The 12,618-nt window shown below is 72.1% G+C and carries 13 protein-coding genes; 5 read left to right on the top strand and 8 right to left on the bottom strand.

The features are described 5' to 3' along the window. The 3 genes from RMT89_RS03225 to RMT89_RS03215 all read right to left on the bottom strand — a co-directional run. A partial coding sequence (locus RMT89_RS03225) for a phosphopantetheine-binding protein (protein ID WP_315882357.1) occupies positions 1 to 1,009 on the bottom strand: 1,009 nt, incomplete at its 3' end. 94 nt (positions 1,010 to 1,103) lie between these two features. Continuing rightward, positions 1,104 to 2,195 (bottom strand): maleylacetate reductase, encoded by a 1,092-nt coding sequence (locus RMT89_RS03220; protein WP_315882356.1) that lies wholly within the window; start codon positions 2,193 to 2,195, stop codon positions 1,104 to 1,106. 29 nt (positions 2,196 to 2,224) lie between these two features. Further along, entirely contained in the window at positions 2,225 to 2,740 is a 516-nt protein-coding gene (locus RMT89_RS03215) for a hypothetical protein (RefSeq protein ID WP_315882355.1), read from the bottom strand. Positions 2,741 to 2,862: 122 nt separating this feature from the next. Between RMT89_RS03215 and RMT89_RS03210 the strand changes: the two genes are divergently transcribed. Beyond that, complete coding sequence (locus RMT89_RS03210) at positions 2,863 to 3,207, top strand: cupin domain-containing protein (RefSeq protein ID WP_315882354.1); 345 nt, start codon at positions 2,863 to 2,865, stop codon at positions 3,205 to 3,207. On the opposite strand, the gene RMT89_RS03205 is transcribed toward RMT89_RS03210, so the two are convergent. Next, entirely contained in the window at positions 3,197 to 4,201 is a 1,005-nt protein-coding gene (locus tag RMT89_RS03205; RefSeq protein ID WP_315882353.1) for a LacI family DNA-binding transcriptional regulator, read from the bottom strand. The genes RMT89_RS03210 and RMT89_RS03205 overlap by 11 nt on opposite strands. Positions 4,202 to 4,312: 111 nt before the next feature. Between RMT89_RS03205 and RMT89_RS03200 the strand changes: the two genes are divergently transcribed. Continuing rightward, positions 4,313 to 5,485 (top strand): Gfo/Idh/MocA family oxidoreductase, encoded by a 1,173-nt coding sequence (locus tag RMT89_RS03200; protein WP_315882352.1) that lies wholly within the window; start codon positions 4,313 to 4,315, stop codon positions 5,483 to 5,485. Here RMT89_RS03200 and RMT89_RS03195 read toward each other — a convergent pair. After that, on the bottom strand, positions 5,464 to 6,486 hold the full coding sequence (locus RMT89_RS03195) for a LacI family DNA-binding transcriptional regulator (protein WP_315882351.1): 1,023 nt from the start codon (positions 6,484 to 6,486) through the stop codon (positions 5,464 to 5,466). The two genes, RMT89_RS03200 and RMT89_RS03195, sit on opposite strands and share 22 nt — an antisense overlap. Before the next feature lie 107 nt (positions 6,487 to 6,593). On the opposite strand from RMT89_RS03195, the gene RMT89_RS03190 reads away from it, so the two are divergent. Genes RMT89_RS03190 through RMT89_RS03180 form a run of 3 tightly spaced genes read left to right on the top strand, consistent with a single transcriptional unit; the run spans position 6,594 to position 9,543 of the window. Further along, positions 6,594 to 7,718, top strand: a complete 1,125-nt coding sequence (locus RMT89_RS03190) for a phytanoyl-CoA dioxygenase family protein (protein WP_315882350.1) — start codon at positions 6,594 to 6,596, stop codon at positions 7,716 to 7,718. Between the two features lie 16 nt (positions 7,719 to 7,734). Continuing rightward, complete coding sequence (locus RMT89_RS03185; RefSeq protein ID WP_315882349.1) at positions 7,735 to 8,514, top strand: SDR family oxidoreductase; 780 nt, start codon at positions 7,735 to 7,737, stop codon at positions 8,512 to 8,514. A 24-nt stretch (positions 8,515 to 8,538) separates the two neighbouring features. Further along, on the top strand, positions 8,539 to 9,543 hold the full coding sequence (locus RMT89_RS03180; protein ID WP_315882348.1) for a Gfo/Idh/MocA family oxidoreductase: 1,005 nt from the start codon (positions 8,539 to 8,541) through the stop codon (positions 9,541 to 9,543). Between the two features lie 674 nt (positions 9,544 to 10,217). Here the strand turns inward: RMT89_RS03180 and RMT89_RS03170 are convergent. The 3 genes from RMT89_RS03170 to RMT89_RS03160 form a co-directional block, all read right to left on the bottom strand. Further along, the gene (locus RMT89_RS03170) at positions 10,218 to 10,631 is read right to left on the bottom strand and encodes a VOC family protein (protein ID WP_315882347.1); all 414 of its coding nucleotides are present in this window, start codon (positions 10,629 to 10,631) and stop codon (positions 10,218 to 10,220) included. Positions 10,632 to 10,706: 75 nt separating this feature from the next. Beyond that, positions 10,707 to 11,729, bottom strand: a complete 1,023-nt coding sequence (locus RMT89_RS03165; RefSeq protein ID WP_399497501.1) for a Gfo/Idh/MocA family protein — start codon at positions 11,727 to 11,729, stop codon at positions 10,707 to 10,709. Continuing rightward, complete coding sequence (locus RMT89_RS03160; protein ID WP_315882345.1) at positions 11,719 to 12,618, bottom strand: sugar phosphate isomerase/epimerase; 900 nt, start codon at positions 12,616 to 12,618, stop codon at positions 11,719 to 11,721. Before RMT89_RS03160 ends, RMT89_RS03165 begins: the two co-directional genes overlap by 11 nt.

Raw genomic sequence — 12,618 nt, 5'->3', positions numbered from 1 at the left:
GGGCCGCGAGCAGGGTGGCCAGCAGGGAGTGGCCGCCCACGGAGAAGAAGTCCAGGTCGGAGGAGATCCGGGTCAGGACCTGCTCCGCCAGGGTGCGGTGGCCGTAGATCTCGGCCACCCGTACGGATCGGCCCGCGGCGTCCGAGAGCCGGGCCGCGAGCAGGGTGGCCAGCAGGGAGTGGCCGCCCACGGAGAAGAAGTCCAGGTCGGAGGAGATCCGGGTCAGGCCGAGGAGTTCGGACCACACGCGGGCGACGCGGGCTTCGTCGGGGTCGGTGAACTCCGAGGCGGTGCCCGTGCCCCAGTCGACGTCACGGGCGGCGAGGGCCTTGCGGTCGACCTTGCCGTTGGGCAGGCGCGGCAGCCGGTCCTCGACGATGATCTCGGCGGGCTGCATGTAGTGCGGCAGCTTCGCCCGCAGATGGGCGGCCATCGCCTCGGTCGTCACCTCGGCGCCGTCCAGGCCCACGTAGCAGACCAACCGGGCGTCGGCGCCGGTGCCCAGGGCCAGCGCCGCGATGTCGCGCAGGCCCACGACCTCGCGGAGCACCGATTCGATCTCGCCGAGTTCGATACCGAAGCCGCGCACCTTGACCTGGTTGTCCTTGCGGCCGAGGAAGCGCAGTTCGCCGGCCTCGGTCCAGCGGGCGAGGTCGCCGGTGCGGTACAGACGTCCGCCGGGTACGGGGCCGAGGTGGGCCGGAGCGGTCGTGAAGACGGCCGCGGTGCGCTCGGGGTCGTTGATGTAGCCGCCGGCCAGGCCGTCGCCGCCGAGGTGGAGTTCGCCGGTGGCGCCGTGCGGAACGGGCCTGCCGTCATCGACGCCGCCAGGTGGGGCGCGAAGATGGTCATGGTCGCCGTACAGAAGAAGTCCGACGCGATCGACCTCGGCGGCATGCTCCGCAGCGAGCTCACCCTGATCGCCTCCCAGGGCTACCCCACCGAGATCTTCGAGGTCACCCCCCAACTCGTCGAGCACCAGGAGCTGTTCGCCCGGCTGATCAGCCACCGCGCCCCGTTCGCCGAGGCGGAGCGTGCCGTCGCGCTCGCGATGACTCCGGGGGCGGCGGAGAAGGTGGTCGTGACCTTCGGCGACTGGACGCTCACAGCGTCTCGTACGGCTCCGGCTGCACCCCCTCGTACGCTCCGCGCAGCACCTGGAGCACCCCGTCCGTCGTCACCCTGCGGGGGTTGACGGAGATCTCGCCCGTGGTCTGGGCCGCCGCCTGCGCCAAGTCGGCCTCGGCCAGGCCGAGTTCGGCCAGGGAGCGAGGTGCGCCGAGGCTCCTGGGCAGCTCCCACAGGGCGCGCGGGGCGTCGTCCGTGCGCAGGGCGCGGGCGACCGCCGCGGTGGCTTCGGGGGCGGCGGGCGCGTTGTAGGCGAGGACGTGCGGCAGTACCAGCGTGTGCGTCTCGGCGTGCGGCAGGTCGAAGGAGCCGCCGAGGACATGGCAGAGCTTGTGGTGCAGGCCCATGGTGGCGGCGCCCAGGCTCGTCCCGCACAGCCAGGCCCCGTAGAGGGCGCGGCTGCGGGCCTCCAGCGACTCGGGGTCTTCGGCCACCGCGGGCAGCGCTTCCGCCATCACCCGGATGCCTTCCTCGGCCGTCAGCCGGGTCAGCGGCGAGGCGTCCGGCGCGTACAGCGCCTCGACGGCGTGCGCGACGGCGTTGACACCGCTGGTCACGGAGAGCGGAACCGGCAGGGAGAGGGTCAGTTCCGGGTCGTAGACGACACTGCGGGGCTGTACGACGGGGTCGCGGCCGGTGCGTTTCACTCCGCGTTCGGTCAGGCCCCACAGCGGGGTCATCTCCGAGCCGGAGTAGGTGGACGGCACGGCGATCAGCGGCAGGCCGGTGCGCAGGGCCACGGCCTTGCCGAGGCCGATCGAGGAGCCGCCGCCGACGGCGACGCACCCGTCGGCGCCCGCCGCCCGCGCCGCCTCGACGGCCCGGTCGGCCACCTCCACGGGCACATGCATCCGCGCCTCGGCATGCAGGGCCGCGCACAGCGGGCCGAGGGAGTCCGCGACGGCCCGCGCGGTGCCGGCGCCGCGCGGACCGGAGAGCACCAGCAGCCGCCGCAGGCCCAGCCGCCGGGCCTCGTCGGCGGTCGCCGAGATGGCTGCGCCGCGGCGCAGCACGATCCGCACGGGAACGGACTCGTGGGTGAATGCGAGAGGGTCCTTGTCGTTCACGATCGCTCCAGTACCGGGGTCGTGGCGTGTCACTTGATGAGCGCGTTGGCCACTACTACGCCTACCCCGAGAAGCGCGTCCGCCAGGCCGATCAGTACCGCGGCCGTCCAGGACCGGTGCGACCAGCGGGCCGTGACAAGGCCCAGGGTGAACAGCAGGGCGATGTTCAGGGTGAAGGCCGGGTACTCCACGCTTTTCGCGGGCCACCAGCCCCAGCCGGCCCCGGCCAGGATCACCACCGTGGGCAGGACGGCCGTGACCAGGGGCCACTCCTCGGCGAGGACGCGCAGCGCGTCCCAGCGGCGGTGCGGCGAGCGCTCCGCGATGTGGTGGGCGTAGCCATGGGCGAGGGCGGAGGCGAGCGCGGTCACCAGCAGCCACAGGGCGTCGTAGCGGCGGCTGGCCTGGGAGGTGTGGCCGTACTGGCTGAGGGCGGCGACCATCGAGCAGGCGAGGACGGAGCCGTAGACGCCGCCGAACAGGACCGCCTCGCGGGTGTCGTGCCGGTGCCCTGCCGTGCCGGCGGCCCGGCTGTCCTGCGCCATGCCCTCCACGATCACCCGGCTCCGGGCGCCCCGCCAGTCGCGACGAAGTGTCCTTCCACCTGGGCCGTTACCGCACACTCTGTCGACGGCCGAGATCCACTCCCGCTGGTTAGGGTCCTGGCATGAGCCACAGTTTCGTTGTCCACGTCCCCGACGCCGAGCTCGAACCCGAGCCCCTCGACCCGGAGCAGATCGTCTCCGGCACCCCTGAGGTGACCGGGAAGGTGGTCTGGGAATCGGCGGACGGCCGGCAGATCCGCGGGGTCTGGCAGATCACCCCGGGCGTCGTCACGGACACCGAGGCGGACGAGCTGTTCGTGGTGATCAGCGGGTCGGCCACGATCGAGGTCGAGGGTGGGCCGACGCTCAAGGTGGGGCCGGGCGATCTGGCGGTGCTGCGCGAGGGCGACCGTACGACCTGGACGGTGCACGAGACGCTGCGCAAGGCGTACGCGATCAATCTGTGAGCGGTGGGGCCGTGGTGCCCCGGATCTCCAGCGCGGGCGCGGCCAGATGGACGCGGCCCGGTGCCCCGGGCCGGTCGAAGCGGTCGAGGAGGCAGCGGGCGGCGCGCCGGCCGACGTCATGGCCGCCGCCGTCCACGGTGGTCAGCCACAGGTGCCGCAGCCGGGAGATGCTGGTGTTGTCGTAGCCGGCGACGGACAGCTCACGCGGCACGTCGAGGCCGAGTTCCCCGGCCGCCGACAGCGCGCCGACGCAGGCGATGTCGTTGACGGCGAACACGGCGGTAGGCCGGTCGGGGCGGCCCAGCAGCCGCACCATCGTGCGGTAGCCGCCCTCCTCGGTCATGTCGCTGGGCTCCACGCGCGCGTGGTCCGCGAGGCCGTGCACGCGCATCGTCGCCTCGAAGCTTCGCCTGCGCAGTTCGCCCACCGCGCCGTACCCCGCGATATGCGCGATCCGGCGGTGGCCGAGACCGATGAGGTGTTCGGTGACCAGCCGAGCCCCGTGCTCGTCGTCCCCCGCCACGACGTCGACGCGCGACGGCACCGCCTCGCGGGCGCCCGCCACGACCACCGGCATCCGCTCGGCGACCGCCCCGAGCGCGGCCGGGTCGGGCAGGGTGCCGACCACGACCAGGCCGTCGACGCGCAGGTCGAGGAAGGGGTCGGCCGGGTCCTGGCCGGTGCGGCGGTTGAGCCGGGCGTCGGCGAGCAGCATGTGCAGGCCGTTGTCGTGCAGCAGCGGGTTCAGCCCGTCGAGCAGATCCACGAACCAGGGGTTGCGCAGGTCGTTCAGGAGGACACCGACGGTCCGGGTGCGCCGCTCGCTGAGGCTGCGCGCGGCGGTGTTCGGCCGGTAGCCGAGCTCGCGCACGGCCCGCAGCACGGCCTCCCGCTTCTCGGGCCGCACCTGCTCGGAGCCGCGCAGCACCAGCGAGACCAGGGACTTGGAGACGCCGGCCCGGTCGGCCACGTCACGGATCGTCGGCGGTCTCATGGCATGGACCGTTCCATGGGCCCGGCGACCTTGTCAAAGGGTTGACATCGGCCGCAAATCCCGCCCAGTGTGGGTTGGACAGGTTCTGGACCGGTCCAAAGAGGGGCTGTCATGGTGGATGCGCTCGGTGTCGCCGTCGTCGGATTCGGCTGGATGGGGCGGGTGCACACCCAGGCCTACGCCCGCGTCCGCCACCACTATCCGCACCTGCCGCTGCGCCCGGAGCTGATCACCGTCGCCGAGGAGGTACCGGGGCGGGCCGAGGAAGCCGCCGCGCAGTTCGGCTTCGCCTCGACGACCCGCGACTGGCGCGAGGTGGCCGCCGACCCCCGGGTGCGGGCCGTCAGCATCACCGCCCCGAACTTCCTGCACCGCGAGATCGGCGTCGCGATGGCCGAGGCGGGCAAGCACCTGTGGATCGAGAAGCCGGTGGGCCTGACCGCCGAGGACGCCCGCGCGGTCGCCGACGCCGTCGCGAAGGCCGGGGTGCGCAGCGCGGTCGGCTTCAACTACCGCAACGCGCCCGCGGTGGAGAAGGCGCGCGACCTGATCACCGCCGGGGAGATCGGCACGGTCACGCACGCGCGCGTGCGGCTCTTCAGCGACTACGCCGCCCACCCCGAGGGCGCGTTGACATGGCGCTACGAGCGGGAGCGCGGCGGCAGCGGAGTCCTCGGCGACCTCGCCTCGCACGGTGTGGACCTGGCCCGGTATCTGCTCGGCGACATCACGTCCCTCACCGCCGACACGGCGGTCTTCGTGCCGGAGCGGGCGCGCCCGACCGGCGCCACCGCCGGCCACTCCCGCGCCTCGGGCGGCGAGTTGGGCCCGGTCGAGAACGAGGACTACGTCAACTGTCTACTCCGCTTCGCCTCCGGCGCCCGAGGCGTCCTGGAGGCCTGCCGGGTCTCGGTCGGCGAGCAGAACTCCTACGGCTTCGAGGTGCACGGCACCAAGGGCGCCGTCTTCTGGGACTTCCGCCGTATGAACGAGCTCGGCATCAGCCGCGGCACCACCTACCAGGACCAGCCCGTCAGCACGGTCTACGTCGGCCCGGGCGACGGCGAGTTCGGCGCCTTCCAGCCCGGCGCCGCGAACGCCATGGGCTACGACGACCTGAAGGTCGTAGAGGCCTACCGCTTTCTGCGCTCGATCGCCGAGGACAAGACGTACGGCGCCACGCTCACGGACGCCGTGCACAGCGCGACCGCGCTCGACGCGATGACACGCTCGGCGGAGACCGGCGCCTGGGTCGAACTGCCTCAAGCCGCAGGCATGTTGTAAGGCGTCACCACCTGAATCGCGGACGGCTGCCAGGCCCCCGCGGGCGGCAGCGCGCCGTGGGCCCGCATGACGTGGTGGCAGGCCTCGCGCAGGTCCTGGCGCAGATCGTGGTGGAGGACGACGGACAGCCGGTGCTCGCGCAGCAGCCGGGTGTTGTCGTGGTCGAGGTCGTGTGCGACGAACACCGCGCACTCACGGCCCAGGTCCTCGAAGGCCCTCAGCGTGGCGATGTTGCCGCCGCCGATGGAGTAGACGGCGCGGATGCCGGGGTCGCGTTCGAGGGCGGCCCGGACGAGGTCGTACTGGGTGGCGTCCAGGCCCTGGCCCTCGGCGATCTCCACCAGCGCGCGCTCGGGATGGCGGGCGCGCATGGCGCTGCGGAAGCCCATCTCGCGCTCCTCCTCATTGCGGAAGAAGCCGCTGGAGAGGCTGGTCAGCACATTCCCGGGGCGATCCCCGAGCCACTGGCCCATCAGGTACGCGGCGGTCGCGCCGGCGGCCCGGTTGTCGATGCCGACGTAGGCGAGGCGCGGGGTCGAGGGCAGGTCGGTCACCAGCGTCACCACCGGAATCCCGGCCTCCGTCAGCCGTCCCACGGCGGCCGTGACCTCGGGGACGTCCGGTGCCTTGAGGATCACGCCCTGCGAGCCGCGCCGGGCGATCCGGTCCAGCGTCCGGGTGAGCTCCGCCACCGGGCCCGTCTCCCGGAAGTGGAAGCGTGAGCGCACCACCGCCGGGTGCAGGGACGGCAGTTCGGCCTCCAGGGCGGCGCGCACGGCGGTGGAGAACCGTTCCGGGGTCTGCATCACGATGTCGACCATGAAGGTACGGCCCACCAGTCGGACCTGGGTGCGCTGCCGGTCCAGGTCGGCGATGGCCTGGCGGACCTCGCGCTCGGTGCTCTCCCGCACCCCTCCCCTGCCGTTGAGCACCCGGTCCACGGTGGCCTCGCTCAGACCCGCCTGACGTGCGATCTCGCGGATCGGGAAGGGGTGGCCCATACCGCTGCTCCTTGAGGGGTTTTTGATGGCTGCCTGCTGGTTGTTCGACGGCTTTGTCCTGACAAGAATGACAGCGCTGCCGCACTCCTGTCACCGAGAGGACACCGATGTCCTTCACCTCCTGGCTGTCCGCCGAGGACTGCGACCTGGACGCCTTCCGGGCGCTGGTCGAGCGGACCACCGACCCCGCCGACTACCCGCACGCCGTCGCCGTCGAGCGCAATGTGCTCGTCTACGACGGGACCGCGCCCGGTGACGAGCTGATCCGCGCCCTCACCGACGGTCCTGGTGTCGTGGTGTTCCGAGGCGCCTTCCCGGACCCGGCGGTGGTCGACCGGCTCACCGGAGTGTTCGAGGCCCTGATCGCCGAGCAGCGCGCCTCGGGTGCGAACGCCGGAGACCACTTCGCCAAGCCCGGGGCCAACGACCGGATCTGGAACGCCCTGGAGAAGGCGGCCCTCCACGACCCGGAGGCCTTCGCCGACTACTACGCCAACGACGCCCTGGCGCTGGTGTCCCGGGCCTGGCTCGGTCCCGGCTACCAGGTCACCTCACAGGTCAACGTCGTCAACCCGGGCGGCGCCGCCCAGACCGCGCACCGCGACTACCACCTGGGCTTCCTCTCGGACGAGACGGCGGCCGCCTATCCGGCGCATGTGCACCGCCTCTCCCCCGTGCTGACCCTCCAGGGCGCCATCGCGCACGGCGACATGCCGGTGGAGTCGGGACCGACGATGTATCTGCCGTACTCGCAGACGTACGAGCCGGGCTATCTGGCCTGGCGGCGGCCGGAGTTCCAGAAGTACTTCGACGCCCACCACGTCCAACTACCGCTGGCGAAGGGCGACGCGGCCTTCTTCAACCCGGCCCTGTTCCACGCCGCCGGCACCAACCGCTCCGCGGACGTCCGGCGCATGGCCAACCTGCTCCAGGTGTCCTCCGCGTTCGGGCGGGCGATGGAGACCGTGGACCGGAGGGCGATCGTGAACACCGTCTACCCGGTGCTGCTCAAGCGCCGCGCCGAGGGCATGGACGACACCTGGCTGCGGAACGTGATCGCCGCGAGCGCCGAGGGCTACCCCTTCCCCACCAACCTCGACAACGACCCACCCGTCGACGGACTCGCCCCGCCCTCACAGGCGGACCTCGTACGGCGCGCGCTGCGCGAGGAGTGGGCCCCCGAGGACCTGCGCCGCGAGCTGAGGGCCGGCGCCACGCGGCGCCAGAGCTGAAAGGACCCGGAAAGACATGGGACTTCTCGACGACAAGGTCGTCCTCGTCAACGGCGGCACCCAGGGCGTCGGTGCCGCCGTCGCGCGGGCGGCGGTGCGCGAAGGGGCGGTCGTGGCCGTCACCGGCCGACGCACCGAACCCGGCGAGGCACTGGTGGCTGAGCTGACCGGCGCCGGCGGCAAGGCGCTGTTCGTCCGGGCGGACCTGGCGGACGCCGAGCAGGCGAAGGCCTCCGTGGCCGGGGTCGTGGCGGCCTACGGCCGGATCGACGGCCTGGTGAACGCGGCGGGGCTGACCTCCCGGGGCACCCTGCTGGACACCACGCCCGAGCTGTTCGACCAGCACATCGCGATCAACCTCAAGGCACCCTTCTTCGCCATGCAGGCCGCGGTGGCGGACATGGTGGCCCGTGCGGCGCCCGGGACGATCGTCAACGTCATCACGTCCTCGGCCCACGGCGGACAGCCGTTCCTGGCGCCGTACGTCTCCGCCAAGGCAGGGCTGATCGGGCTGACCCGCAACGCCGCCCACGCCCATCGCTTCGACCGGATCCGGATCAACGGCCTGAACATCGGCTGGACGGAGACGGAGGGCGAGGACGCGACCCAGCGGACCTTCCACGGCGCCGGGGACGACTGGCGCGAACGGGCCGCCGCCCGGCTGCCGATGGGCAAGCTCGGCCAACCGGACGAGATCGCCGACTTCGTGGTGTTCCTGCTCTCGGATCGCTCGGGGGTGGTCACCGGATCGGTGATCGACTGGGACCAGAACGTGCTCGGCGGACTCGACCAGTAACCCTCATCCAGGAGCTGCACCACCATGCGTATCGGAATTCTCGGCCTCGGCCGCATCGGCGCCTTCCACGCCGAGACCCTCTCCGGACTCGACGCCGTCGACTCCCTCGTCCTCACCGACCCGTTCGCGGACGCGGCGAAGTCCGCCGCCGAGCGGTTCGGCGGCGAGGTCGTGGACTCGCCCGAGGCCCTGCTGTCGGCCGGTGTGGACGGCATCGTCGTCGCGGCGGCAACGGACGCCCACCCCGCGCTGATCCTGGCGGGGGTCGAGGCCGGTGTCCCCGTCTTCTGCGAGAAGCCCGTCGCCAGGACCATCAGCGAGGGCGTGCGGGTGCTCAAGGCCGTCGAGGGCGCGGGCGTGCCGATCCAGATCGGCTACAACCGCCGCTTCGACGCCGGTTTCGTCGCCGCCCGCGCCGCCGTTCAGACCGGAGAGCTGGGCAAGCTGCACACCGTACGGTCGACCACGCTGGACCCCGCGCCGCCGCCGGCCGCGTACATCGCCGCCTCCGGAGGCATCTTCCGGGACTGCTCGGTGCACGACTTCGACATCATCCGCTGGGTGACGGGGCGTGAGGTGACCGAGGTGTACGCCGTCGGCGGCAACCGGGGCGCCGACTTCATCAAGGAGGCGGGCGACGCCGACACCACCGGCGCGATCCTCACCCTGGACGACGGCACCATCGCGGTGGTCTCCAACTCCCGCCACAACGCCCGTGGTTACGACGTCCGCATGGAGCTCCACGGTTTCACGGACTCCATCGCCGTCGGCCTGGAGGACAAGCTGCCGCTGCGCTCGGTCGAAGCCGGGGTGACCTTCCCGACGGGCACCCCGCACGACTTCTTCATGGACCGCTTCACCGCCGCCTACCGCGCCGAACTCACCGCGTTCACCGAGGTCGTGGCGGGCGCCCGGACCTCCCCGTGCACGCTCGCGGACGCCCTGGAGGCCGGCTGGATCGCCGAGGCGTGCACACTGTCGCTGCACGAGCACCGCCCCGTCACGATCGAGGAGGTACGGCAGGCCTGAGCGAACCGGGCCGGGAACCGCCGCGCATCGGAGTGCTGGGCGACCGGTCCCGCGCCGCCGAACTCCTCGCCGACCCGGGGCCACTCCATCCGCTGGTCAGCGACCCTCTCGGGTCGCCGGCCGACGGCGTCCCAGCTGAACCTGGGCCGCAGAAGCCGCCAGCCCGCGTGGCACGTCCCTCCGGACGACGGGCGGCGGGAGTGCGCGTCGCACTGTGCCACAACCGCACTGCGTCCCGCTGCTCCCTCTGGGAATCCGGCCCGCCGTACGGTCGCTCGTAGCCGCCCGGCGTCGACGAATGGCTGGACGCCGACCTGGAGCTCCCGGGCGGGGCCACCGTCTCCGCGCGCTGCCACATGGCGTACGACGGCCTGGAGTTGAGTGGTGCCGGATGGCGTCCCGCCGGGTGGTGTAGCCGATCAACGGACCGGAACTCGCAGGTCACGCCGGGTACTTCGACCGGCTGAGGCACTCCCCGCGCCTGACCGGGCCACTTCGCGTGCCGCGCCAACGGAGAGATCATCGCGAGCCAGGTACCGGAAGGCGAAGCGCATGATCGCTTACACCACCTCGCGGGACGCGACCGAGTGCCGGATCGTCGGCACCCGCGGGACCGCGTACGCCCCGGACCAGCTGTCGCGCGGCCGGGTTCGAGCCCCGGCCGCGCAGGGCGGTCAGCCCTCCGACCCGCTGATGTTGACCATCCAGGGCACGCCGAAACGGTCGGTGCACATGCCGAAGACGTCGCCCCACATCTGCTTCTCCAGGGGCACGGTCACCTGGCCGCCGTCGGACAGCTTCTCCCAGTAGCCGCGCAGTTCGGCGTCGTCGTCGCCGCTGAGGCTGATGGAGAAGTTGTTCTCGGCCTGCTTCTCGGTCCCTTCCGGGTTGTCGGCGCCCATGAGGGTGAAGCCGCTCGGGGTCTCCAGCATGCCGTGCATGATCTTGTCGGCCATCGGGGTGTCCTTCTGGCCGAAGTCGCCGTAGGAGTTCAGGTCCAGCTTGCCGCCGAAGACCTCCTTGTAGAACTCCATGGCCTGCCGGGCGTCGCCGGCGAAGGTGAGGTAGGGGTTGAGTCGCGAAGCCATCAAAAGCCTCCCGGTGCGGGAACGGTCACTGCTGTGCACGCTAACGCGCGGCACTGACAACGGCCTGTCGAGCGCTCAGCCGTAGAGCGACAGCCGGTCGACCAGCTCCACCTCGGCCCGGCCGCCGTCCCGCAGCGCCCGCACGCCCGCCTCGCAGACGGCGGCCGCGGCGTAGCCGTCCCAGATGCTCGGTCCGGTGACCTCGCCGCGCCGGGTGGCGTCGACCCAGGCCTGGACCTCCCGGTCGTAGGCGTCGGCGAACCGCTCGGTCCAGTCCTGGGCGATGCTGCCGCCCCAGCGCCCGGCCATGGCGGTGACCAGGGCGTGGCCGTCGCCGACGCGGGCGGTGCCGCGCTCGCAGACCGCCTCGGCCTGGACCTGGTAGCCGAAGCCGCAGTTGACGAAGATCTCCACGTCCGCGAGGGCGCCGTCGGCGGTCTCCAGGACGACGAACTGCGGATCGAGCAGTCCGTCGGGCGCGCCGGCCGAGGGCGTCGGGCGCAGTACAGTGACCGCCGTGATCTCCTGGCCGAGCAGCCAGCGGGTCACGTCGACCTCGTGGGCCACGGAGTCGGTGATCAGCATCTCGGAGGTGAAGAAGGCCGGGCTCGCGACGTTGCGGTGCCGCTGGTGCAGCATCAGCGGGCGGCCCAGTTGCCCGGTGTCCAGCAGTGCTTTCAGCCGTGTGTACTCGGGGTCGTAGCGGCGCATGAAGCCGACCTGGACACGGCGCCGGCCGAGGGCCTGCTCGGCCTCGACGAGGCGCAGCGCGGAGGCCGCGTCGGGGGTGAGGGGCTTCTCGCACAGCACGGGCAGGTCGTGCGCGAAGGCGGCCATCAGCGCCGCCTCGTGCGCCGGGCCCGGGGAGGCGACGAGGACGGCGTCGACGTCCGCCGACGCCATCGCCGCGGCCGGGTCGGTGTGCACGGCGCAGCCGTCGACGCGGGCGGCGACGGCCTTGGCCCGCTCCGCGTCGACGTCCACCACGGCGGTGACCCGGGCCCCGCTGATGACCTCCTGGATACGGCGGACATGGTCGGCGCCCATGCGGCCGGTGCCGATGACGGCCACTCCGAGAGGTGCGGTATCAGGCACCACAGGACCTCAGGAACTTCCGGGTGCGCACCGCGATCGGCAGCGGCTTGTCCGGCTCGCAGGGGTACATGTCCTGCTCGACGATGGCGAACAGCTCGACCCCGAGCCGCTGCGCCGCCACCAGGACCGGCTCAAGGTCGGGGACCCCGGAGGGCGGTTCGCACATCACACCGCGCTGTACGGCGGGCCCGAACGGGACCTCGTTCCGCACGACGTCCGCGAGGATCTCCGGGTCGACCTGCTTGAGGTGCAGATAGCCGATGCGCTCGCCGTAGGTCTCGATCAGCTTGACGCTGTCGCCGCCGCAGTAGGCGTAGTGCCCGGTGTCCAGGCAGAGGTTGACGAGCTCGGAGTCGGTGGAGTCGAGGAAGCGCTCCACATGGTCCTCGGTGTCGATATGCGTGTCGGCGTGCGGGTGGACGACGATGTCGAGGCCGTAGGCCTCCTTGACCTCGTGGCCGAGCCGCTCCATGCCCTTGGTGAGGTGGGCCCACTGCTCGCCGGTCAGCTCCGGCGGTTCCAGGATCTCGGCGGTCTTGTCGTCGCGCCAGAAGGAGGGGATGACGACGAGGTGCCGGGCGCCCATCGCCTGGGTGAGCGCGGCGACCTGGCTGACGTGCTCCCAGGTGGACTCCCAGACGGAGGGGCCGCGGTGCAGGCCGGTGAAGACCGTGCCGGCGGACACCTTGAGGTTGCGGCGGGCGACCTCGTCGGTGAGCCGGGCGGGGTCGGTGGGGAGATAGCCGTAGGGGCCGAGCTCGATCCACTGGTATCCGGCCTCGGCGACCTCGTCCAGGAAGCGTGCCCAGGGCACCTGCTGGGGGTCGTCGGGGAACCACACGCCCCAGGAGTCGGGGGCCGAGCCGACCCGGATGCGGTCGAGTGACGCCAT

The sequence above is a fragment of the Streptomyces sp. P17 genome, assembly GCF_032436805.1.
GTDB lineage: Bacteria > Actinomycetota > Actinomycetes > Streptomycetales > Streptomycetaceae > Streptomyces.
This window is presented reverse-complemented; position numbering and strand designations above follow the sequence as displayed.

Bases quoted from the DNA above. Each gene is read 5' to 3' on its own strand.
- RMT89_RS03170 (WP_315882347.1), bottom strand. From the start codon at position 10,631: ATGGCTTCGCGACTCAACCCCTACCTCACCTTCGCCGGCGACGCCCGG.
- RMT89_RS03190 (WP_315882350.1), top strand. From the start codon at position 6,594: ATGTCCTTCACCTCCTGGCTGTCCGCCGAGGACTGCGACCTGGACGCC.
- RMT89_RS03185 (WP_315882349.1), top strand. From the start codon at position 7,735: ATGGGACTTCTCGACGACAAGGTCGTCCTCGTCAACGGCGGCACCCAG.
- RMT89_RS03210 (WP_315882354.1), top strand. From the start codon at position 2,863: ATGAGCCACAGTTTCGTTGTCCACGTCCCCGACGCCGAGCTCGAACCC.
- RMT89_RS03180 (WP_315882348.1), top strand. From the start codon at position 8,539: ATGCGTATCGGAATTCTCGGCCTCGGCCGCATCGGCGCCTTCCACGCC.
- RMT89_RS03205 (WP_315882353.1), bottom strand. From the start codon at position 4,201: ATGAGACCGCCGACGATCCGTGACGTGGCCGACCGGGCCGGCGTCTCC.
- RMT89_RS03195 (WP_315882351.1), bottom strand. From the start codon at position 6,486: ATGGGCCACCCCTTCCCGATCCGCGAGATCGCACGTCAGGCGGGTCTG.
- RMT89_RS03215 (WP_315882355.1), bottom strand. From the start codon at position 2,740: ATGGCGCAGGACAGCCGGGCCGCCGGCACGGCAGGGCACCGGCACGAC.
- RMT89_RS03160 (WP_315882345.1), bottom strand. From the start codon at position 12,618: ATGGCGTCACTCGACCGCATCCGGGTCGGCTCGGCCCCCGACTCCTGG.
- RMT89_RS03200 (WP_315882352.1), top strand. From the start codon at position 4,313: ATGGTGGATGCGCTCGGTGTCGCCGTCGTCGGATTCGGCTGGATGGGG.